We start from the raw sequence: 20,523 nt of genomic DNA on the forward strand, positions 1-20,523 counted from the left end.
TGAAGCTTCCGTACTCGCATTGGGAGACTCGAAATGGCCCGGCCTTACGAAGAGAGCAACAGCGCCGTCAAGACCCGTCGTCAGCAGGAAGACCAGCGCCGCATGGAATTTCGGCGTGCGATCGAACACCGCTTCGAGCTGCGTCAGTTGCAGCAGGAAATCAACGATTACCCCGAGCTTGAGGCCGTCAATTACTGGCAGGCGGCACCCGCGGCTTCCCGTCGAAGCGTTCAACCAGCCCGCTGATCTGCACCCGTTCGCTGCGGATGAATCCCAGGAACGCATGCGCTACCGGTGACAGGCGTTTGGCTTTGGCCTGCACCAGGCACCAGCTGCGAAGCAATGGCAGCTCTTCGACCGGCAACTCGATCAACCCGCCGGTCGCCAACTCAAGGTTCAGGGCGTGGCGCGTCAGCAAGGCCACGCCCAGGCCCGCCCGCACGCACTCGCGCTGAGCCTCGGCCGACGACACTTCGAGGATCTGGGTGAAGTGCACGCGCTTCTCCTTGAAGTACTCCTCGCAGGCCAGGCGCGTGCCCGAGCCCGATTCGCGCAGCACCAGGGTGTAGGGCTCCAGGTCCTGCAGACGCAGCGGGCCCATGTGGCTCAGGGGATGATCCGGTGGCGCTACGGCGACGATGGGGTTGTTGAGAAACGGCAGGAATTCCAGCTCCATGTCCTGGGGCACCATGGACATGATCACCAGGTCGTCACGGTTGTCCGAGAGGCGGCGGATCACCTGGGCGCGGTTGACCACGGTCAGCTGCAGGTGGACTTCCGGATGCTGGCGCTTGAAGGCGGCGAACAGGTGCGGGACGAAGTACTTGGCGCTGGACTCGATCGCCAGCTTGAGCTGGCCCTGCAGCGAGCCCTGCATGTCCGAGAGCTGCATGTCGAGGTTTTCCAGGCGTCCGAAGATGTCCCGGCTGGCCCGTTGCAGGGCTTCGGCGGCTTCGGTCATGTAGAGCTTCTTGCCGACGTAATCGAACAGCGGTTGGCCGATCAGTTCCTCCAGCTGACGGATCTGCAGGCTGACCGCCGGCTGGGTGAGATTCATTTCGTCGGCGGCGCGGCTGTAGGAGCGCAGATCGCAGACTTCATTGAAAATCTGCAACTGACGCAATGTCAGTCTCATCAAGGACTTACGCATTTCTGGAGTGCTCGCGCCTGGGGCTTGTGGCACGACTATAAGTCTTTACTTATGCCCAACCCAATAATTATTGATTTTTGTTAATCCCTCTTCAGAGCTAGTGTGACGCGGCGACTGACCTGAAACATTTGGTCACGCGCCGACTCGGTCTAGCGGGTCGTTTGTTCCAACGGCTCAAGGGAACCTCCAAGTGATAAAAAAGATCCTGATCGCCAACCGTGGTGAGATCGCCGTACGAATCGTGCGTGCCTGCGCCGAGATGGGCATCCGTTCGGTAGCGATCTTCTCCGACGCCGATCGCCATGCCCTGCATGTGAAGCGCGCGGATGAGGCCCACAGCATTGGCGCCGAGCCGCTGGCCGGCTACCTGAACCCGCGCAAACTGGTGAACCTGGCGGTGGAAACCGGCTGCGATGCCCTGCATCCCGGCTATGGCTTCCTTTCGGAAAATGCCGAACTGGCAGACATCTGTGCCGAACGTGGAGTCAAGTTCATAGGTCCTTCGGCGGAAGTCATCCGTCGCATGGGCGACAAGACCGAAGCCCGCCGCAGCATGATCAAGGCCGGCGTGCCGGTGACCCCGGGCACCGAAGGCAACGTTGCGGATATCCACGAAGCCCTGGCCGAAGGCGACCGCATCGGCTACCCGGTGATGCTCAAGGCCACCTCCGGTGGTGGCGGCCGCGGCATTCGTCGCTGCAACAGCCGTGAAGAGCTGGAGCAAGCGTTCCCCCGAGTGATTTCCGAAGCCACCAAGGCCTTTGGTTCGGCGGAAGTGTTCCTGGAAAAATGCATCGTCAATCCCAAGCACATCGAAGCGCAGATCCTCGGTGACAGCTTTGGCAACGTGGTGCACCTGTTCGAGCGCGACTGCTCGATCCAGCGCCGCAACCAGAAGCTCATCGAGATCGCCCCGAGCCCGCAGCTGACTCCGGAACAGCGCGCCTACATCGGCGACCTGTCGGTGCGCGCGGCCAAGGCCGTGGGCTACGAGAACGCCGGCACCGTGGAGTTCCTGCTCGCCGAGGGCGAGGTGTACTTCATGGAAATGAACACCCGGGTGCAGGTGGAACACACCATCACCGAGGAAATCACCGGCATCGACATCGTTCGCGAGCAGATCCGCATCGCCTCGGGCCTACCACTGTCGGTGAAGCAGGAAGACATCCACCACCGCGGTTTTGCCCTGCAGTTCCGGATCAACGCCGAGGACCCGAAGAACAACTTCCTCCCCAGCTTCGGCAAGATCACCCGTTACTACGCTCCCGGCGGCCCCGGCGTGCGCACCGATACGGCGATCTACACCGGCTACACCATTCCGCCGTTCTACGACTCCATGTGCCTGAAGCTGGTGGTCTGGGCCCTGACCTGGGAAGAAGCGATGGACCGTGGCCTGCGCGCCCTCGACGACATGCGCCTGCAAGGGGTCAAGACCACCGCCGCCTACTACCAGGAAATCCTGCGCAATCCGGAATTCCGTAGCGGTCAGTTCAATACCAGCTTCGTTGAAAGCCATCCGGAACTGACCAACTACTCGATCAAGCGCAAACCCGAAGAGCTGGCCCTGGCCATCGCCGCCGCCATCGCCGCCCACGCAGGCCTATGAATAAGCAGCCGCAAGCTGTCAGCGGCAAGCGCCAAGTAGAAGCGGATCGGCTTTTACTGGCGGCTTGTAGCTTGGAGCTTGCCGCCATGAGGAGATACCAATGACTAAAAAGATCTTCGTTACCGACACCATCCTGCGTGACGCCCACCAGTCGCTGCTGGCCACCCGCATGCGCACCGAAGACATGCTGCCGATCTGCGACAAGCTCGACAAAGTCGGCTACTGGTCCCTGGAAGTCTGGGGCGGCGCCACCTTCGACGCCTGCGTGCGCTTCCTCAAGGAAGACCCGTGGGAGCGCCTGCGCAAACTGCGCGCGGCGCTGCCCAACACTCGCCTGCAGATGCTCCTGCGCGGGCAGAACCTGCTGGGCTACCGCCACTACAGCGACGACGTGGTCAAGGCCTTCGTGGCCAAGGCCGCGGTCAACGGCATCGACGTGTTCCGCATCTTCGACGCCATGAACGACGTGCGTAACCTGCGGGTTGCCATCGAAGCGGTGAAGGCCGCCGGCAAGCACGCCCAGGGCACCATCGCCTACACCACCAGCCCGGTGCACACCATCGAGGCCTTCGTGGCCCAGGCCAAGCAGATGGAAGCCATGGGTTGCGACTCCATCGCGATCAAGGACATGGCCGGCCTGCTGACCCCTTACGCCACCGGCGAGCTGGTCAAGGCGCTGAAGGCCGAGCTGTCGCTGCCGGTGTTCATCCACTCCCACGACACCGCCGGCCTGGCTGCCATGTGCCAGCTCAAGGCCATCGAGAACGGCGCCGACCATATCGACACCGCCATCTCCAGCTTCGCCTGGGGCACCAGCCACCCGGGCACCGAGTCCATGGTCGCGGCCCTCAAAGGCAGTGAATTCGACACCGGCCTGGACCTGGAGCTGCTGCAAGAGATCGGCCTGTACTTCTACGCCGTGCGCAAGAAGTACCACCAGTTCGAAAGCGAGTTCACCGCGGTCGATACCCGGGTGCAGGTCAACCAGGTGCCGGGCGGGATGATTTCCAACCTGGCCAACCAGTTGAAAGAGCAGGGCGCGCTGAACCGCATGGGTGAAGTGCTGGCGGAGATCCCGCGGGTGCGTCACGACCTGGGCTACCCGCCGCTGGTGACCCCGACCTCGCAGATCGTCGGCACCCAGGCGTTCTTCAACGTCCTGGCCGGCGAGCGCTACAAGACCATCACCAACGAAGTGAAGCTCTACCTGCAGGGCGGCTACGGCAAGGCCCCGGGTCAGGTGGACGAAAACCTGCGGCGCCAGGCCATCGGCAGCGAGGACGTGATCGACGTGCGTCCGGCCGACCTGTTGAAGCCGGAAATGACCAAGCTGCGCGGCGAAATCGGTGCCCTGGCCCATTCCGAGGAAGACGTGCTGACCTACGCCATGTTCCCGGACATCGGGCGCAAATTCCTCGAAGAGCGTGAGGCCGGCACCCTGGTTCCGGAAGTGTTGCTGCCGATCCCCGAAGCCGGTGGCGTCAGCAAGCCGGGCGGTGAAGGCGTGCCTACCGAGTTCGTCATCGACGTCCACGGCGAAACCTACCGCGTCGACATCACCGGTGTCGGGGTCAAGGCCGAAGGCAAGCGTCACTTCTACCTGTCCATCGACGGCATGCCGGAAGAAGTGGTGTTCGAGCCGCTCAACGAATTCGTCGGCGGCGGTGGCAGCAAGCGCAAGCAGGCCAGTGCGCCGGGCCATGTCAGCACCACCATGCCGGGCAACATCGTCGATGTGCTGGTCAAGGAAGGCGACGTGGTCAAGGAAGGTCAGGCGGTACTGATCACTGAAGCCATGAAGATGGAAACCGAAGTCCAGGCCGCGGTGGCCGGCAAGGTGGTGGCGATTCATGTGGCCAAGGGCGACCGGGTCAACCCGGGCGAAATCCTGATCGAGATCGAGGGCTGAGTTCAGGCCCTCATCGGCAACGGTTTACCTCGGGGGAGCTACGGCTCCCCTTTTTTTTGGCTTTTTTTGAAGTGTCATTTAATGCATTTTATGCAGCTAATAGTTTATTGAAATGCATTTAGATGCACTTATTGGCTCGGAGGATTGGAATAACTGCAATATAATGCACGGATGATTGAGGCGGAGTCTCTATACACGTGCAGCAAATACAGGTAACCCAATGCTCCGGCTGACGTTGCAGCTCTACGGCGCAGGGGCGTGGACCGATGCCATGACCCTGAGTTTCGACAACCCCGAAGCGGGCTTTGCCAGCCCTTGCAGCTTTGGTTATGTCCCGCAGTACCTGGTGGACAACCTGGACGCGGTTGCCAGCCCGCTGAGCCGCTCGGTCAGTGCGCAGATACCCTTGGGCTGGGAGCCCTGGCGAGAAGAGCGGGCGCCGGCCTTTCTTTATGACCTGGTCGCCACGCCGGCGGCGCGCCGCTTTTTGCTGCGGCAGATCGGCCATGAGCGGCCCGATGGCATGGGCAGCGAGCTGTTCCTCCTGGCTCGAAGCACCGCGGCGCCCATTGGCCATCTGCGGATCAAGGAGTCCCTGGCAGGGCTGCACAGGCGTCCGGCCCTGGGTTTTACCCGGGAACAGGTGGTGACCCTGGATAACCGTTTTCTGGAATACGCCCATGAGCAGGCGGCGGCCTTTGGTGGCACGGCGAGCATCGGCGACGAAGCGCCCAAGCTGTTGCTGACGGAAAACCGCGAGGGCTTGTTGTACCCCGATGCGCTGCTCGATGACGCCCATGCCGCGCGTCACTGGTGGGTGAAGTTTCCCCGTAACCCGGCTTCGCCGAATGCCTGCGACATCCTCAGAAGCGAGTTCCATTACTACCGGGCACTGCAGCAGCTGGGTATCGAGACGTTCCCGGCGCCTGGGCTGGCGCTGGAAGAGGGGCGTCGGCCAAGCCTGTGGATGCAGCGTTTTGACCGCCAGCTGACGTCCGCCGGGGTCGAGCGTCTGGCGGTGGAGTCGATCTATTCCCTGGCCGCTCTGGTGGGCCATGGCCAAGGCATGCGCCATACCGAGGTCCTGGGGATCCTCGCCGAACTGTGGCGCGCCGCCGGCCAGGAGGCGTTGATCCCCGAGCTGGTGGCGGATTACCTGCGGCGCGACCTGCTCAACAGGATCCTCGGCAACACCGACAATCATGGGCGCACGCTGTCGGTGCTGCGCACTGAGGCTGGGGTGCGCCTGGCGCCGATCCATGACCTGGCGCCCAAGGTCATGGATGACCAGGGGATTGCCCGCACCACCAAATGGCCCGGGCGCATGGAAGTGGCCGGTGAGGTCGACTGGCGCCTGGTGTGCGCCAGTCTCAAGCCGCTGCTCGACCCCGAGGCCGCCCTCACGCGCCTGCGCGCAGACGCCGAACAACTGCGGGCCCTGCCGGACCTGCTGAGTGCCGGCGGCCTGCCCGAAGCCACCTTGAATCATCCGCGCATTCACCTGCGCCACCTGGACCGACGCCTGCAGGAGTGGGGATTGCGATGCACATGACGCTGGAAGAACGCGGGGCCCTGATCGACGACATCCAGCAGGAAATGGCGGCCGGTCGCCTGCCGATTGGCGAGGCGGTCAAGCGCCTGCGGACTGAAGTCACGGGGCTGCATCAGAGCCAGTTCGCCCGCATGTGCCGGATCTCCCTGCGCACCCTGATCCACATCGAGCACGGTGACGGCAACCCGACCCTCAAGTCATTGACGGCGGTGTTCAAGCCATTCGGCCTGCAGATGGGGGTGGTGAAGGTGCAGAAGACCAGCCGCGCCCGTTCGCTGCTCGATGAGCCGGAGCGGGGGCAAAGGGGCCCGGGTGCTCCCGGGCCTTCGGCGCTCGCCTGAGCCTCAGCCGCGCTTGGCGTAACCCTTGCCGTAATGCCTTTCCATCCGCGCCTGGATCAGTTCCAGGCCGATGGACAGCAGCCAGTAGATCAGCGCCGCGGTGCTCAGCATCTCGATGTAGCGGTAGCTGGAACGGCCATAGGACTGGGCCAGGAACATCACTTCCCAGACCCCCATCACCGAGATCAGCGACGAGTCCTTGAGCATCGAGATGAACTGGTTGGTGGTCGGCGGAATGATGGTGCGCATGGCCTGGGGCAGGGTCACCTGCCAGAAGATCACGCTGTCGCTCATGCCCAGGGCCAGGGCCGCCTGGCGCTGGCCGTGGGGCACGCCGAGGAGGCCGGCGCGGAAGATCTCGCTGAGGTAGGCGCCGTAGTTCAGCGACAGGGCGATGATCCCGGCGGTGATGGCGCCCGGCACCACGCCCAGTTGCGGCAGGCCGAGGTAGATCAGCAGGATCTGGATCAGCAGCGGCGTGCCGCGAAAGAACGAGGCGTAGAAGCTGGCGATGCCGAACGCCACGGCGCTGGACGACAGGCGCGCCAGGGCGGTGACAAAGCCCAGCAGCGACGAGGCGACGATGGAGCAGGCGCAGAGGAACAGGGTCAGCGCCGCGCCCTGGAGAAAGCCGCTGGGCGACAGGTGCAGGCCCAGCAGGTTTGGCAGCTTGTCGAGGATGATCGAGAACTTCAGGTCGAAGCTCAGGAAGAAGCTGGCGAACAGCCCCAGCAGCGCCGCCCAGGTCAGGTACAGGCGGCTGCGAAAGCCCAGCAGGCGCTTGAGCAGCGGTTCAGCCACCGCTTGTGGTGGCTGCGGCGGTGGTGTGTAGGCAGTCATTGGCTGATGTCGGCGCCGATCCATTTCTGCGACAGCTTGCTCAGGGTGCCGTCCTGCTTCAACTGGGCGAAGACTTCACGCACCTTGGCGTTCCACTGCGCATCGCCTTTCTCGATGGCCACCGAATTGGGCTCGGCGTACAGCGGCTCGCCGGCCAGCTTGAAGCGCGCATCCTGGGTCAGCCGCGGTTGCGCGGTGACCAGGTTGGTGAGGATCGCATCCAGGCGCACGCCCGGGCCCAGGCCGAGGTCCTGAAAGGCCACGTTGTCGGTGTCGTAGGGGGCGATCTGCACGTTCTCGAAGGGGTATTGCAGCTGGGTGTCTTCAGCGCCTTCGATCACCAGGTTCTTGTTCAGGTAGCTCTCGTAGCTGGAGGCGGCGGTCAGGCCGACCTTCTTGTCGCTCAGGTCCTTGGCGCTATGGATACGATCATCCTTGGCGTTGACCACGATCACCGCCGGCGAGGCGTAGTACTGCACCGGGAAGTCGAAGACCTCGGCGCGAGCCTTGCTCGGGGTCATGGAGCAGATGCAGATGTCATAGCGCCCGCTCCAGCGTCCGGCGGCGATCACGTCCCAGGACGGGGTTTCCAGGCGCAGCTTGACCCCGAGCTTGTCGGCCACGGCCTTGGCCACGTCGACGTCGAAACCGTCCAGCTGGTTCTGCTCATTGAGGAAGGAGAAGGGCGGGTAGCTTTCCATCAGCACCCCGACCAGTTCCTTTTTCTGCTCGATACGCTCCAAGGTGGCGCCGGCGAAGGCTTGGGAGGAGGCGGCAAGTACGGTCAGGCCGAGGGCCAGCAGCGGTTTGAAATTCATCGGAATCCTGACTGAAAAAGAGTTGTTATTAACCGAATGGTGCGTATTTAATAGTTATAAGAACGACTCCGGTAGTGAGTTATTTTCATAAGCATATGAGTAAAAAGCATATGGGCGCAGGTAGCACGGTAATTCTGGATGGCGGTATGGGTCGTGAGTTGCAGCGCCGTGGTGCGCCGTTCCGGCAGCCCGAGTGGTCAGCCCTGGCGTTGAGCGAAGACCCCCAGGCGGTGGAGGCGGTGCATGCGGCCTATATCGCCAGCGGTTCCAACGTGATCACCAGCAACAGCTACGCCGTGGTGCCGTTCCACATCGGTGAAGAGCGCTTTGCCGCCGAAGGCCAGGCCCTGGCGGCCCTGGCCGGTGAGCTGGCGCGCCGCGCGGTGGAGGCCTCCGGCAAGCCGGTGCGGGTGGCGGGTTCGTTGCCGCCGCTGTTCGGCTCCTATCGCCCGGACCTGTTCGATGCGTCCCGGGTCGAGGAAGTGCTGAGCCCGCTGGTTAAAGGACTGGCGCCGTTCGTGGACCTGTGGCTCGCAGAAACCCAAAGCTCGATCGCCGAAGCGCGGGCCATCCACGCAGGATTGCCCAAGGACGGCAAGCCGTTCTGGCTGTCCTTCACCCTGAAGGATGAAGACGTCGATGAAGTGCCACGCCTGCGTTCCGGCGAGCCGGTGGCTGACGCGGCGGCGGTGGCGGCGCAACTGGGGGTGCAGACCCTGCTGTTCAACTGCAGCCAGCCGGAAGTGATAGGCGCGGCGGTGGATGCGGCCCGTGACACCTTCGCGCGCCTGGGGGTGCAGATCCATATTGGCGTGTACGCCAACGCCTTCCCGCCGCAACCCGAGGATGCCACCGCCAACGACGGCCTGTGCCCGCTGCGCGAAGACCTGGATCCGCCGGGTTACCTGCGATGGGTAGCGGACTGGCACCAGCGCGGTGCCAGCCATGTCGGCGGTTGCTGCGGCATCGGCCCGGAGCACATTGCGGTGCTGGCGCAGAAGCTGGGCTGACCCCTGTAGCCGCTGCCGCAGGCTGCGCCAAGGTCCGCAGGACCTTCAACGGCGGCGCCCGCTACGTCGGAGTGCGCCCAGCCCGGTCGCAGCCTGCGGCAGCGGCTACAGGTCTTCTACCAGGCCGGGTTCACCGCCCTCTTTTCGGCGCCGGCTTGCCGGCGACCCCCCGGTTACCCGCGACACTCCGCCAGAGACTTGAGCTGCCCCGAGCCGCTCTGGTTCTCATCGCTGAGCCATTGCTCGAAGCCCTTGGCGATCGCCGGCCATTCCCCATCCAGGATCGAGAACCACGCGGTATCGCGGTTCTGCCCCTTGGCCACCATGTGCTGGCGAAACACCCCCTCGAAGCTGAAACCCAAACGCTCGGCGGCATAGCGCGAGCGGGCGTTGTCGTTGTTGCATTTCCACTCCAGGCGCCGGTAGCCCAGGGCGAAAGCTTCCCTGGCCAGCAGGTACACCGCCTCGGTGCTCTTGGGCGAGCGCTGCATCGGCGCGCCGAAGGTGACGTGACCGATCTCGATGCGGCCCTGGGCCGGAACGATGGACATCAGGCTGATCAGGCCCTGGGCCTGGCCACTGGCGCGGTCGATCACGGTGAAGAAATACGGATCGCTGGCCAGGGCATGATTGCCGAGCCAGGCGTCGAACACCGCGCGCTCGGGGAAGGGGCCGTAAGGCAGGTAGTTCCACAGCACCGGGTCGGCGCCGGGGCCTTGCAGCACCTGGAACAGCTGATCGCCGTGGCGCGCCGGGTCGAGCCTTTCCAAACGGATGAAGCGCCCTTCAAGCAGGGTGGCCGAAGGGGCGGGGACGCCTTTCCAATCGGCGAGAGAAATCGACATGCAGTGGCTCCTTGCGGGTTCAGAGGGGTTTGCGGAACTGGATAAAGCCCGGACGCTCGGCGATGCGCTCGTAGAGCTGGATGGCCGTGGCATTGGTTTCGTGGGTCAGCCAATGCACCTTGGCGCAGCCGTCCTGCTTGGCCCGGGTGTAGACGAACTCGATCAACTGGCGGCCGACACCGGTGCCGCGCTGGTCCGCAGTCACCAGCAGGTCCTGCAGGTAGCAGGCATTCTCGATGCTCCAGTTGGAGCGGTGGTAGATGAAATGCACCAGGCCCACGGCGCGCTCGCCGTCCCAGGCCAGGGCGGCGTGGGTCGGTTCGCGGGTATCGAGAAAACGCTGCCAGGTGCTCTGGGTCACGGTGTCCGGCAGTTCGGTTTCGTAGAAGCGCAGGTAGGCCTGCCACAACGGCAGCCAGGCGGCGTGGTCGGCAGCGGTGACGGGGCGGATCTGAATCTGGCTCATGAAAGCTCCTTTATTGTTCTGGACGGGCGCTCAGCCCATCAGTTGCGACAGTTGCTGGTCACGCGGGTCGGCGCTGGCCGCCAGGCCTTCACGGACCCCGGCGATGTCTTCGGCATTGCGGTTCTGGCTGAGCTTGCGCTTGCCCTCCAGGCGCTGGATCGGCAGGGCGAAACCGACAATCGCCTTGAGCATGCCATCGACATAGTCGGCCGGAGCATCGGCCACCTTCCACGGTTGCGGGCGGCCGGCCTCATGGCGTTCGGTCAGGCCCTCGACCACCTGCAGCAACCGCTGCGGGTCGCTGAATATTTCGGGCTGGCCATAGGCGTGCACTGCCACGTAGTTCCAGGTGGGCACCACTTTGCCGTGTTCGGCCTTGCCCGGATAGAACGACGGGCTGATGTAGGCGTCTTCGCCGCTGAAAATCACCAGGGCCTCGGCACCGCTGGCCAGCTCGGCGCATTGCGGGTTGGCCTTGGCCAGGTGCCCATAGAGCGTGCCGCTGGCACCTTGCCCGGGGTCCAGCAGCAACGGCAGGTGGCTGGCTTGCAAGCCCAGGGCGCCCCAGGTCACCAGGGTGGCCAGACGGCTGTGATGCATCACACCGTGGAGGCGGGAAAGGTCTTCATCGACGAAAGCGCGAGGCAGGTACATGGAAAAACTCCTTGGCGAGTGGCTGCATCCTAGGCAGGCTAATGGTTCGTTGTAAGAGCCATCTCTGGTCTATTTCATAGGTCCAATTCCCGGGTGCCCCGCGATGAACAGTGCCTTGCCTCCGCTGTCTTTCAACCCTGCCGGGATCCAGCTGGATCGGCGCCAGGGCCTTAGCCGCCAGCTGTACCAGGCCCTGCGCCTGCGGGTGCTGGACGGGCGGCTGGCCAGCGGCACGCGCTTGCCGGCCAGCCGCGACCTGGCGGCGGCGCTGGGGATTTCCCGCAACAGCGTGGTGCGCGCCTATGACCAGCTGTATGCCGAGGGGTTTATCGAAGGGCGGGTCGGCGATGGCACCTACGTGGCCCAATTGCCGGAAACCCGGTTACCCATCAAAAAACTATCCACAAAAGTATCCACAGGGTTGTCAACAGGCTTACCCACAGGTTTATCCACAAAATCGACGGAAATAACTGGTGATACATCCAGTAAAGTTATCCACAGCAGTGGTGTGCAGCGCCTGCAAGAGCACCATCTGAGTACGCCGCCCAGTGGTCCGCCGCGGGCTTTTCGGGTCGGCGTGCCGGCTTTCGATCTGTTCCCGTTCGAGGTCTGGGCCAAGCTGAATGCGGCTTTCTGGCGCAGGCCGAACCTGCACCAGCTGTGCTACGGCGACTCCGCCGGCGATTCGCGGCTGCGCGGCCTGATCGCCGCTTACCTGCGCAGTGCCCGGGGGCTGCAGTGCACCGCTGAACAAATTGTGATCACCAGTGGTGCGCAACAGGGCATCAGCCTTTGTGCACAGCTGCTGGTGGAGCCCGGTGACGTGGTGGCTGTGGAAAACCCAGGCTATCGGGCGGCGGGTCACGCCTTTGCCGTGGCCGGGGCGCGATTGCAGGGCGTGGCGGTGGACCAGGAGGGCATCGACTGCCGTCAGCTGGAGCAACTGGAGCACTGCCGCCTGGCCTATGTCACCCCGTCCCATCAGTACCCCACCGGGGTGATCATGAGCCTGGCCCGGCGCCTGGAGTTGCTGGCCTGGGCCGAGCGCAGTGGAGGCTGGATCGTCGAGGACGACTACGACGGCGAATACCGCTACAGCGGCGCGCCCCTGGCCCCGCTGGCGGCGCTGGACCGGCAGGGACGGGTGATCTATGTCGGCACCTTCGGCAAGGTCGCGTTCCCGGCACTGCGCCTGGGCTACCTGGTGTTGCCGCCGCATCTGGTGCAGGCCTTTGCCCGGCGCCGGGCGGTGGATGTGCGCCATTCCGAAGTCAGCACCCAGGCGGTGATGGCCGAGTTCATGGCCGCCGGGCACTTCCAGCGGCATATCCGGCGCATGCGCCGCGCCGCCCTGAGCCGCCGCAACACCTTGCTCGCCGGCTGGCCCGAGGCGATCCCGGGCGTCGGGCCGCTGCCCACGGTGGCCGCAGGTTTGCACCTGACAGTGCGCGTGGACAGCCTGGCCCGGGAGCAGCAACTGCTGGAGCAGGCGGCCAGTGTCGATGTCGAGGTCAACGGTCTGAGCACCTACTGGTTGCCGCAAACGGCCTTGCCCGAGGATCGGCGGGCCGGACTGGTGCTGGGGTTTGCTGCGGTGCCCGAAGCCGATATCCAGGCTGCGCTGGGTCGTTTGCGCCAGGCCTGGAGGGTTTGAGCGGGTATACTCGCGGGTCCTTTCCTGCCCGAGCATTCCCATGAGCCAGACCCTCTCCCTGGCGCCTGAACGCAAGTTCGGCGCTCCGCTGTGCGCCTTGCTGCTGTTGGTGCTTGGCGCCTTGTTCCTGCAGGTCCAGGTCGGGGCTCGGCAGGTGCTGCTGTTGCTGCTGGGGGCGGCCCTGGGGTTGACCCTGTATCACGCGGCCTTTGGTTTCACCTCGGCCTGGCGGGTGTTTATCCGTGATCGGCGTGGCGCCGGCCTGCGGGCGCAGATGGTCATGCTGGCCCTGGCGGTGCTGCTGTTTTTCCCGGCGCTGGGGGCGGGCAGCCTGTTCGGCCAGCCGGTGGTGGGGCTGGTGGCGCCGGCCGGGGTGTCGGTGATCGTCGGCGCCTTTATCTTCGGTATCGGCATGCAACTGGGTGGCGGCTGCGCGTCGGGCACCCTGTTCACCGTCGGCGGCGGCAATGCGCGGATGCTGGTGACCCTGGCGTTCTTCATCTGCGGTTCGCTGCTCGCCACCCAGCATGTGGACTGGTGGTTCGCCCTGCCGTCGCTGCCGCCGATTTCCATCGTCCAGAGCTTCGGCGTCGGCCCGGCCCTGGGCTTGAGCCTGTGCCTGTTCGCGCTGATCGCCTTGCTCACCCAGACCCTGGAAAAACGCCGCCATGGCCGCCTCGAAGCCCCGGTCGCCAGCCCGCACCAGGGCTGGCGCCGCCTGCTGCGCGGCCCCTGGCCGCTGGTCTGGGGCGCGGTGGCCCTGGCGTTGCTCAACTTCGCCACCCTGGCCCTGGCCGGGCGCCCGTGGGGCATCACCTCGGCGTTCGCCCTGTGGGGGGCGAAAGTCGCCAGTGGCTTGGGCGTGGACGTGGGCAGTTGGGTGTTCTGGCAGAGCGCGGCGAATGCCAAGGCCCTGGCGGCCCCGGTGTGGCAGGACATCACCAGCGTCATGGACATCGGCATCGTCCTGGGGGCCTTGTTGGCGGCCGGATTGGCGGGACGTTTTGCCCCGAGCCTGAAGATCCCCGCCCGTTCCCTGGTGGCGGCGGTGATCGGCGGGCTGCTGCTGGGCTACGGCTCACGCCTAGCCTATGGCTGCAACATCGGCGCCTACTTCAGCGGCATCGCCTCCGGCAGCCTGCATGGCTGGCTGTGGCTGGTGGCGGCCTTTATCGGCAACGGCGTCGGCGTGCGCCTGCGGCCCTGGTTCTTCGCCGCAGAGCGCAGCCCCCAAGGCCTCAGCGGCTGCTAATCACTTGTCGTGGCGAGGGAGCGTGCTCCCGCTCGGCCGCGCAGCGGTCGTAACGCCGACGGTTGCGGTGTATCAGGCAGAGCCGGGAACCCGCTCTTGGGCTTGCTGCGCCATCCAGCGCGAGCAAGCTCGCTCGCCACAGGGCGCGCGGTTCCCGTCCTGGATGAGGGTCAGGTGCCGGACTTGATCTTGGTCCAGGCCCGGGTCCGCGCCCGCTCCGCATCACGGGGCAACGGCTGCAGGGTATACAGGGTGTTCATCGCCGCTGCTGTCGGATACAGGTTGGGGTTGTTGCGGATCGAAGGGTCCACCAGCTCCGTGGCGTCCTTGTTCGGGTTCGGGTAACCGACAAAGTCGCTGACCGGGGCGATCACCTGGGGTTGCAGCAGGTAGTTGATGAAGGTGTAGGCGTCTTGCGGATCCTTGGCGCCCTTGGGGATCGCCAGCATGTCGAACCAGATCGGCGCGCCTTCCTTGGGCAGGCGCATGTCCACGGTCACGCCGTTCTTGGCTTCCTTGGCGCGGTTGGCGGCCTGGGAGAAGCTCCCCGAATAACCCACCGCCACGCAGATGTCGCCGTTGGCGATGTCGGCCATGTACTTGGACGAATGGAAGTAGGTGATGTACGGGCGAATCTTCATCAGCAGCGCTTCAGCTTTCTCGTAGTCCGCCGGCTTCTTGCTGTTGGGGTCCAGGCCCAGGTGCTGCAGGGCCAGGGGCAGGATTTCCGACGGCGAATCCAGCAGGGCCACGCCGCACTGCTTGAGCTTGCTGATGTTCTCTTCCTTGAAGATCAGGTCCCAGCTGTCCACCGGCGCCTGGTCGCCCAGGGCGGCCTTGACCTTGTCCGGGTTGAAGCCGATCAGGATGGTGCCGTACATGTAGGGCACGGCGAACTGGTTGCCCGGGTCGTTGGCCTCGATCAGCTTCATCAGCTTGGGGTCCAGGTGGTTCCAGTTGGGCAGCTTGCTGCGGTCCAGGGGCTGGAACACCCCGGCCTCGATCTGCTTGGCCAGGAACACGTTGGACGGCACCACCACGTCATACCCGGAGTTGCCGGTCAGCAGCTTGGCCTCCAGGGCTTCGTTGGTGTCGAAGATGTCGTAGACCAGCTTCACCTGGCTGTTCTGGGCCTTGAAATCCTCCAGGGCCTTGGGGGTGATGTAGTCGAACCAGTTGTACACCCGCAGCGTGCGCTCTTCGGCGTGGGCGGCGGTGCCCAGCAGGCTGGCGCACAGGGCGGGAATCACTAAGCGTTTGAGTCTTTGCATGATGCGAATCCCTCACTGGGCGCTTTGAAAACCTTCGAGAACGTTCACGGCGTTGATGCCGATTTCTGCTACCGCGTAACCGCCTTCCATGACGAACAGCGTCGGCTTGCCGAGGGCGGCGATGCGCTTGCCCATGGCCAGGTAATCCGGGCTGTCGAGTTTGAATTGCGAGATCGGGTCGTCCTTGAAGGTGTCCACGCCCAGGGACACCACGATGATGTCGGCGCCAAAGCGCTGGATCTCGTCGCAGGCCTGCTCCAGGGCCGCGCTCCACAGGTCCCAGCCGCTGCCGGCGGCCAGTGGGTAGTTGAAGTTGAAACCTTCCCCGGCGCCTTCGCCGCATTCGTCGGCATAGCCCAGGAAGAACGGGAACTCGGCTTCCGGGTGGCCGTGGATCGAGGTGAAGAGCACGTCGCTGCGCTCATAGAAAATCGACTGGGTGCCGTTGCCGTGGTGGTAGTCGACATCGAGGATCGCGACTTTCCGGTGGCCCTGGTCGAGGAACGCCTGGGCGGCGATGGCAGCGTTGTTCAGGTAGCAGTAACCGCCCATCAGGTCGCTGGCGGCGTGGTGTCCCGGTGGCCGGCACAGGGCGAAGGCGCTGTGGGCGCCGTTCTGGATATGGGCCTGGGCGGTCAGCGCCACCTGTGCTGCGCTGTAGGCCGCCTGCCAGGTGCCGGCGGTGATCGGCGCGCCGCCGTCGAAGCTGTAGTAGCCCAGCTGGCCGTGGAGGCTGGTGGGAATCACGCTGCGCAGGGTGCGCGCCGGCCAGGTGTAGGGCAGCAGGTCGCCGTCGATGCCCTGTGCCGCCCAGCGTTCCCAGGCGCCCTTGAAGAAGTCCAGGTAGGCCCGGCTGTGGATGCGCTCGATAGGCTCCAGGCCGAAGTCCCTGGGTGCCTCGACCGGACCGAGGTTGCGCTGTTGCACCCGGTCCAGCACGTGGTCGGCCCGGGAAGGCATTTCGAAACAGGGCATCAGTTGCCCGTCGATGAGTTCACAACGGCCGTGGTGCAGGTGGTGATCGTCCGAGTAGATCGTCAGCATTTTCTTGTTCTCCGCAGGCTGATTCGGTGGCTCACAGTCTTGCGGGGCGCGGGGTTTCGGAGAACGGCAGGAGCGGCCAAAAGGGGATTGATCTGGCCAAAGTGTTTGACCGAAATTCGCCCCTTAAAGAGGCGTGGCGCCCCATTGCGGGGCGCCACGGGTTTCAGCCGGCAGGTGGGGCGGGAACGTAGCGCTGCAGCACCTTGAGCATGTCCTCGCGTTTGTTCCGGGCGATGGCTTCCAGCAACAGGGTGTAGCCCTTTTTCTCGCAGTGCTGGCCGACAGTCGGGTCGGCGCCTTTCTCCAGCAGCAGGGCGAACAGCTCCAGGGTGTCCTGCTGGCTGACGGAGGGCGACTGGGCGTCGGCGGAGGTCTTGTCGGCCACCAGGGTCAGCAGGCTTTCGCCGACGGGCTGGTTGTAGCAGGTGCCGCGGCCGTAGCTCAGGTTGAGGTTGGCACCGGCCTCTATCAGCTGCCTCATGGCCACCTGGTTGTTGCCCGAAAACGCCCGATACAGCGCGGTTTCACCATTGTCGGTTGTGCGCCGGTCGAGGTTTTGCGGGTGTTGCAGCAGCCAAGTGAAGCCTTGCAGGCTGCGCTTGTTCTCGGCCATCTGCATCAGGGGCGTCACGCCCTGGCTGTCGGGTTCGTCGAGGGCGACACCGGCCTCGATGAGGAACTTCAGGCGTCCGCCCTGGCTCAGGTCGGGGCTGTCGCCCAGATCGCGGCGCATGGCCAGGGTCGCCAGGGTGGTCCAGTTGTACAGGCCGCTGGTGTGGGCGCCGTGCTCCAGCAGCAGCCGGGCGATGTCCAGGTGCGGCGCGTCCAGGGCGTGCAACAGGGCACTGCGGCCATCGTCGGCCATGACCTCGCCGCTGATGCCGCTGGCCAGCAGGCGCTGCACTTGGGTCAGGTCGCCGGCATCCACCGCGTCCACCAGCGGCCAGAAGCCCTGGCACGCCTGTGGGTTGGCGGCGCTCAGGCCCAGGCGCTGCAGGACCCGGGGCGGGATGCTCATCTGGCGTCGCAGGCGCAGGCCGCAATACACCCGATAGCCCTCGATGGCCCGGCCCTGATGGGCGTTGTCCAATGGCCGCTGTTCGAACAGCGCCCAGTCCAGGTCCGCCAGGTTGAGGTAGGTCGGCATGCGTCCAGGGTCGCGGCGCAGCACTTCCCGGAGCCAGGGGCGGGCAGTTTGCAGCTGACCGGCCTGGCTGGCCCAGAAGGCGATGTCATTCAGCAGGCCGGGGTATTCGCGGCGGTCGCTGGCGATGCTGCGAAAGTCATGGACAACGAAGAAGTCTTCCACTGCGCGGATGCCCGGCAGTTTGTCCTTGGCCGTGCGCAGTTGTTCGTGCAGCGCGCGGAACTCTTTCCAGAGTCTGTCCGGGTTCGAGGCTGGCGCTGGCACATAGGCGTTGATGGTGATCGGCCCGCTGCCTTGGGTGAAGGGGCGGAACCACCGCGGGAATGTCTCCAGGGCCTGCAACCATTGCTGCCCGGTTTCCTCGCTGATGGGTTGCAGGGGGGTGAATTCCATCTGGCTCAGGTCCCGGCGGTGACTGATGGCCAGCAGCGGGTGCTGCGGATCGCGCTGGTCGACCAGCAGGTAGCGCCCGCTAAGTTGCCACTCGGCTGGCTCCTTACACTGGAAGCTCAGGGGCGTCAGGCTGATGCCGGGGACCAGGGTGTTGCTCGTGGGCCAGATGTCACTGACCGGGATGTCATCGCCCGGGGCTACACAGGCCCGCAGCTCTTTGGGGCTGAACAGGGCGATCGGCGGCGACTTGTAGATCCGTTCCCGGTACTTCAGGTCCTGGTAGGCATTGAAGTAGAACAGCCCGCGGTACTGGCTCAGGACAATCCGCAGCGGCACTCGCTCCAGGCCCGGCAGGGGGAACGGCTTGAGCTCCAGGGTGGCGGTTTCCGGGGAGTCGAGGACGAAGTTGCGGCGCATTCCCGACCATTTGAACCAGGCCAGGTCCAGGTCGAAGGCCTGGGCCACGGGGGCGGCCGTCAGCAGTGCCAGCGCCAGGCCTAGCCCGCGAATGCCGATGCGCCGGGCGATGGCGCCTGAGAGTAGCTTCAACGTTGCAGTCCCTTGCCGGTAGAAAGCCCGGCAATGTAATGCAATCGGCGCCGTTGTGCCGGGCTTTGTTTCAGGGGCGCAGCGGGCGCCACGCGTCAAAGACGAAACGCCGTCGCCGGCGGTGGTGGCGCAAAGCCTTGCAGCACCTTGAGCATGTCGTCGCGCTTGCGCCGGGCCATGATCTCCAGCAGCCAGGTGTAGCCGTTGTTCTTGCAGTAGCGGCCGAGGTTGGGGTCGGCGCCTTTTTCCAGCAGCAGGGTGAACATGTCCAGGCTCTGTTGCTGGCTGACCCAGGGATTGATGACCTCGGGCGAGCCCTGTTCGGCGACGATCATCAGCAGGCTTTCGCGAATCGGCTGCCCTGCGCAAGCATTGCGGCCGTAGCTCAGGTTGAGGTTGGCACCGGCCTTTATCAGTTCTTTGGCGGCGGCGTAGTTGCCGCCCTTGAGCGCCAGGAACAGCGCGGTTTCGCCGTCTGGCCCGCTGCGTTTGTCGAGGTCCTGCGGGTGTTGCAACAGCCAATTGAAGCGCTCGATGTCGTCGCGCTCCTTGGCCATTGCCTGCAGCACGGTGCCGCCCTGGGCATCCTGTTCATCGATGGCGGCACCGGCCTGCAGCAGGAAGTTGAGGCGCTTGGCCTGGCTCAGGTCGGGGTTGTCCTTGAGGTCGCGGCGCATGGCCAGGAACACCTGGGTGCGGCCGTTGTACTGGCCCTGTGGGCGGGCGCCATGGGCCAGCAACAGCCGGGCGATGTCCAGGTCGGGCTTGTCCAGGGCGTGCAACAGCGCCGGGCGTCCGTCGGCGGCGATCACGTCGCCGCGCAGGCCGCTTTGCAGCAGGCGCCGGACTTCGCCCGCGTCACCCTGGTCCACCGCCGTCACCAGCGGCCAGGCGCTCTGGCACGCCTGTTCGCTGGGTGCCTCAAGGCTCAGGCGCTGGGTGACCCTGGCGGGGACCCCAAGCTGGCGTTGCAGGCGCAGCCCGCAGTACAGCCGATAGTTCTCCATGGCCCGGCCCCGGTGCCGGGTGTCTGCGGGCTGCTGCTCGTACAGGCGCCAATCCAGGTCCGCCAGGTTGAGGTAGGTCGGCATGCGCCCCGGGTCGCGACGCAGCACGTAGGCCAGCCAGGGCCGGGCGCTCTGCAACTGGCCGGCCTCGGTGGCCCAATAGGCGATGTCGTTGAGCAGGCCCGGGTAGGTACTGCGCTCGGGGGCGATGGCGCGAAAGTCATGGCGGGTGAAGAAGGCTTCCGCCCGGGCGATGCCCGGGGCCTTGTCCTTGGCGTCGCGCAATTGCGCGTGCAACTGGCGGAACTCCGCCCAGACCTGATCCGCGCCGGGCGGCGGCGCATAGGGCTTGACGCTCAGCTGGCCGCTGCTGGCGTCAAAGGGTTCCAGCAGCTTCGGGTATTTGTGCAGGGCTTGCAGCCATTGCTGCTGCAGTTCGGGGGTGATTGGTTGCTGCGGGATGAAGTCGATCCGTGCCTCCCCCTGGCGCTGACCGATGGCCAGCAACGGCCGCTGGGGATCGCGGCTGTCCACCAGCAGATAGCGATTGCTCAACTCCCAGCCCGGGCTCTGGCAGTCGAAACTCAGTTTGATCAGGCTCAGGGCGGCTTCCAGCTGCTTGCTCGGCGGCCAGTTGTCGGTGGCCTCTACGGGGCGCTGCTCGGGCGTGCAGTCCTGGAGCGCCTGGGCATCGAACAGCGGCAAGGGCGGTGACTTGTAGACCCGCTGCCGGAACTGCCCATCCCCATAGCCGTTGAGGTAGAACAGCCCTTGGTATTGGCTGAGGATCAGCCGGGCCGGCGGCTGGGCCAGCCCGGGCAGGGGAAAGGGTTCGAGTTGCAGCGTGGCGGTTTCCGGGTCGTCCAGCAGGATGTCGCCCTGCATCTCCCACCAGCGGATCTTCGACAGGTCGAAGGCCTGGGCAACGGGGCCGCCCGCCAGCAGCGCCAGTGCCAGACACAGCCCGCGAATACCGATGCGCCGGGCGATGGCGCCTGTGATTGGGTTCAAGCTT

Annotated in this window: 17 protein-coding genes and 1 pseudogene; 8 read left to right on the top strand and 10 right to left on the bottom strand. The window is 65.1% G+C overall.

What is annotated here, in order from left to right; all coding sequences use genetic code 11:
• The first annotated feature begins 33 nt into the window (after positions 1-33).
• A complete protein-coding gene (locus ACMGG8_RS04070) occupies positions 34-246 on the top strand; it encodes a PA3496 family putative envelope integrity protein (protein WP_016966283.1) in 213 nt (70 codons plus the stop codon).
• On the opposite strand, the gene ACMGG8_RS04075 is transcribed toward ACMGG8_RS04070, so the two are convergent.
• Positions 188-1,150 (bottom strand): LysR family transcriptional regulator, encoded by a 963-nt coding sequence (locus ACMGG8_RS04075; protein ID WP_414159211.1) that lies wholly within the window; start codon positions 1,148-1,150, stop codon positions 188-190. The genes ACMGG8_RS04070 and ACMGG8_RS04075 overlap by 59 nt on opposite strands.
• 190 nt (positions 1,151-1,340) lie before the next feature.
• On the opposite strand from ACMGG8_RS04075, the gene ACMGG8_RS04080 reads away from it, so the two are divergent.
• From ACMGG8_RS04080 to ACMGG8_RS04095, 4 genes and pseudogenes are all read left to right on the top strand, one after another.
• Positions 1,341-2,756 carry an acetyl-CoA carboxylase biotin carboxylase subunit gene (locus ACMGG8_RS04080; protein ID WP_047306688.1) on the top strand — a complete coding sequence of 472 codons (1,416 nt, stop codon included), beginning with the start codon at positions 1,341-1,343 and terminating at the stop codon, positions 2,754-2,756.
• A 100-nt stretch (positions 2,757-2,856) separates the two neighbouring features.
• On the top strand, positions 2,857-4,665 hold the full coding sequence (oadA, locus tag ACMGG8_RS04085) for a sodium-extruding oxaloacetate decarboxylase subunit alpha (protein ID WP_060841798.1): 1,809 nt from the start codon (positions 2,857-2,859) through the stop codon (positions 4,663-4,665).
• A gap of 271 nt (positions 4,666-4,936) precedes the next feature.
• Positions 4,937-6,217: a type II toxin-antitoxin system HipA family toxin gene (locus ACMGG8_RS04090; protein ID WP_414159919.1), complete on the top strand. Its 1,281-nt coding sequence runs from the start codon at positions 4,937-4,939 to the stop codon at positions 6,215-6,217.
• Positions 6,208-6,471, top strand: a pseudogene (locus ACMGG8_RS04095) (helix-turn-helix domain-containing protein); the annotation flags it as partial. The gene ACMGG8_RS04090 and the pseudogene ACMGG8_RS04095, both read left to right, overlap by 10 nt.
• Before the next feature lie 90 nt (positions 6,472-6,561).
• On the opposite strand, the gene ACMGG8_RS04100 reads toward ACMGG8_RS04095, so the two are convergent.
• Together ACMGG8_RS04100 and ACMGG8_RS04105 are read right to left on the bottom strand one after the other, a co-directional pair.
• On the bottom strand, positions 6,562-7,398 hold the full coding sequence (locus tag ACMGG8_RS04100) for an amino acid ABC transporter permease (RefSeq protein ID WP_060845021.1): 837 nt from the start codon (positions 7,396-7,398) through the stop codon (positions 6,562-6,564).
• Complete coding sequence (locus ACMGG8_RS04105) at positions 7,395-8,216, bottom strand: ABC transporter substrate-binding protein (protein WP_108544980.1); 822 nt, start codon at positions 8,214-8,216, stop codon at positions 7,395-7,397. Before ACMGG8_RS04105 ends, ACMGG8_RS04100 begins: the two co-directional genes overlap by 4 nt.
• 110 nt (positions 8,217-8,326) lie before the next feature.
• Between ACMGG8_RS04105 and ACMGG8_RS04110 the strand changes: the two genes are divergently transcribed.
• The gene (locus tag ACMGG8_RS04110; protein ID WP_129405857.1) at positions 8,327-9,226 is read left to right on the top strand and encodes a homocysteine S-methyltransferase family protein; all 900 of its coding nucleotides are present in this window, start codon (positions 8,327-8,329) and stop codon (positions 9,224-9,226) included.
• 173 nt (positions 9,227-9,399) lie between these two features.
• On the opposite strand, the gene ACMGG8_RS04115 is transcribed toward ACMGG8_RS04110, so the two are convergent.
• Genes ACMGG8_RS04115 through ACMGG8_RS04125 form a run of 3 tightly spaced genes read right to left on the bottom strand, consistent with a single transcriptional unit; the run spans position 9,400 to position 11,191 of the window.
• Entirely contained in the window at positions 9,400-10,071 is a 672-nt protein-coding gene (locus ACMGG8_RS04115) for a GNAT family N-acetyltransferase (RefSeq protein ID WP_060841793.1), read from the bottom strand.
• Positions 10,072-10,090: 19 nt separating this feature from the next.
• Complete coding sequence (locus tag ACMGG8_RS04120; RefSeq protein ID WP_414159212.1) at positions 10,091-10,537, bottom strand: N-acetyltransferase family protein; 447 nt, start codon at positions 10,535-10,537, stop codon at positions 10,091-10,093.
• 30 nt (positions 10,538-10,567) lie between these two features.
• Positions 10,568-11,191, bottom strand: coding sequence for an FMN-binding negative transcriptional regulator (locus ACMGG8_RS04125; protein WP_060841791.1), 624 nt, complete (start codon positions 11,189-11,191; stop codon positions 10,568-10,570).
• Positions 11,192-11,294: 103 nt separating this feature from the next.
• Between ACMGG8_RS04125 and ACMGG8_RS04130 the strand changes: the two genes are divergently transcribed.
• The gene (locus ACMGG8_RS04130) at positions 11,295-12,845 is read left to right on the top strand and encodes a PLP-dependent aminotransferase family protein (protein WP_129405858.1); all 1,551 of its coding nucleotides are present in this window, start codon (positions 11,295-11,297) and stop codon (positions 12,843-12,845) included.
• Between the two features lie 40 nt (positions 12,846-12,885).
• Positions 12,886-14,097, top strand: a complete 1,212-nt coding sequence (locus tag ACMGG8_RS04135; protein WP_060841789.1) for a YeeE/YedE family protein — start codon at positions 12,886-12,888, stop codon at positions 14,095-14,097.
• 170 nt (positions 14,098-14,267) lie between these two features.
• On the opposite strand, the gene ACMGG8_RS04140 is transcribed toward ACMGG8_RS04135, so the two are convergent.
• The 4 genes from ACMGG8_RS04140 to ACMGG8_RS04155 all read right to left on the bottom strand — a co-directional run bounded on the left by ACMGG8_RS04140 (position 14,268) and on the right by ACMGG8_RS04155 (position 20,519).
• Positions 14,268-15,368: a polyamine ABC transporter substrate-binding protein gene (locus ACMGG8_RS04140; protein ID WP_060841788.1), complete on the bottom strand. Its 1,101-nt coding sequence runs from the start codon at positions 15,366-15,368 to the stop codon at positions 14,268-14,270.
• 12 nt (positions 15,369-15,380) lie between these two features.
• Positions 15,381-16,412, bottom strand: a complete 1,032-nt coding sequence (locus ACMGG8_RS04145; RefSeq protein WP_060841787.1) for a histone deacetylase family protein — start codon at positions 16,410-16,412, stop codon at positions 15,381-15,383.
• A gap of 163 nt (positions 16,413-16,575) precedes the next feature.
• Positions 16,576-18,501, bottom strand: coding sequence for an ankyrin repeat domain-containing protein (locus ACMGG8_RS04150; RefSeq protein ID WP_414159213.1), 1,926 nt, complete (start codon positions 18,499-18,501; stop codon positions 16,576-16,578).
• Between the two features lie 95 nt (positions 18,502-18,596).
• Complete coding sequence (locus tag ACMGG8_RS04155) at positions 18,597-20,519, bottom strand: ankyrin repeat domain-containing protein (RefSeq protein WP_414159214.1); 1,923 nt, start codon at positions 20,517-20,519, stop codon at positions 18,597-18,599.
• Between the last annotated feature and the right edge of the window lie 4 nt (positions 20,520-20,523).

The sequence above is a fragment of the Pseudomonas sp. BNK-45 genome (assembly GCF_047456255.1).
Classification (GTDB): Bacteria; Pseudomonadota; Gammaproteobacteria; order Pseudomonadales; family Pseudomonadaceae; genus Aquipseudomonas.

What these genes read in the sequence shown, in the direction of transcription:
- ACMGG8_RS04115 (WP_060841793.1), bottom strand. Translation starts at nt 10,071, where the DNA reads ATGTCGATTTCTCTCGCCGATTGGAAAGGCGTCCCCGCCCCTTCGGCC.
- ACMGG8_RS04110 (WP_129405857.1), top strand. Translation starts at nt 8,327, where the DNA reads ATGGGCGCAGGTAGCACGGTAATTCTGGATGGCGGTATGGGTCGTGAG.
- ACMGG8_RS04075 (WP_414159211.1), bottom strand. Translation starts at nt 1,150, where the DNA reads ATGCGTAAGTCCTTGATGAGACTGACATTGCGTCAGTTGCAGATTTTC.
- ACMGG8_RS04145 (WP_060841787.1), bottom strand. Translation starts at nt 16,412, where the DNA reads ATGCTGACGATCTACTCGGACGATCACCACCTGCACCACGGCCGTTGT.
- ACMGG8_RS04135 (WP_060841789.1), top strand. Translation starts at nt 12,886, where the DNA reads ATGAGCCAGACCCTCTCCCTGGCGCCTGAACGCAAGTTCGGCGCTCCG.
- oadA (WP_060841798.1), top strand. Translation starts at nt 2,857, where the DNA reads ATGACTAAAAAGATCTTCGTTACCGACACCATCCTGCGTGACGCCCAC.
- ACMGG8_RS04070 (WP_016966283.1), top strand. Translation starts at nt 34, where the DNA reads ATGGCCCGGCCTTACGAAGAGAGCAACAGCGCCGTCAAGACCCGTCGT.
- ACMGG8_RS04125 (WP_060841791.1), bottom strand. Translation starts at nt 11,191, where the DNA reads ATGTACCTGCCTCGCGCTTTCGTCGATGAAGACCTTTCCCGCCTCCAC.
- ACMGG8_RS04120 (WP_414159212.1), bottom strand. Translation starts at nt 10,537, where the DNA reads ATGAGCCAGATTCAGATCCGCCCCGTCACCGCTGCCGACCACGCCGCC.
- ACMGG8_RS04130 (WP_129405858.1), top strand. Translation starts at nt 11,295, where the DNA reads ATGAACAGTGCCTTGCCTCCGCTGTCTTTCAACCCTGCCGGGATCCAG.
- ACMGG8_RS04105 (WP_108544980.1), bottom strand. Translation starts at nt 8,216, where the DNA reads ATGAATTTCAAACCGCTGCTGGCCCTCGGCCTGACCGTACTTGCCGCC.
- ACMGG8_RS04140 (WP_060841788.1), bottom strand. Translation starts at nt 15,368, where the DNA reads ATGCAAAGACTCAAACGCTTAGTGATTCCCGCCCTGTGCGCCAGCCTG.
- ACMGG8_RS04090 (WP_414159919.1), top strand. Translation starts at nt 4,937, where the DNA reads ATGACCCTGAGTTTCGACAACCCCGAAGCGGGCTTTGCCAGCCCTTGC.
- ACMGG8_RS04100 (WP_060845021.1), bottom strand. Translation starts at nt 7,398, where the DNA reads ATGACTGCCTACACACCACCGCCGCAGCCACCACAAGCGGTGGCTGAA.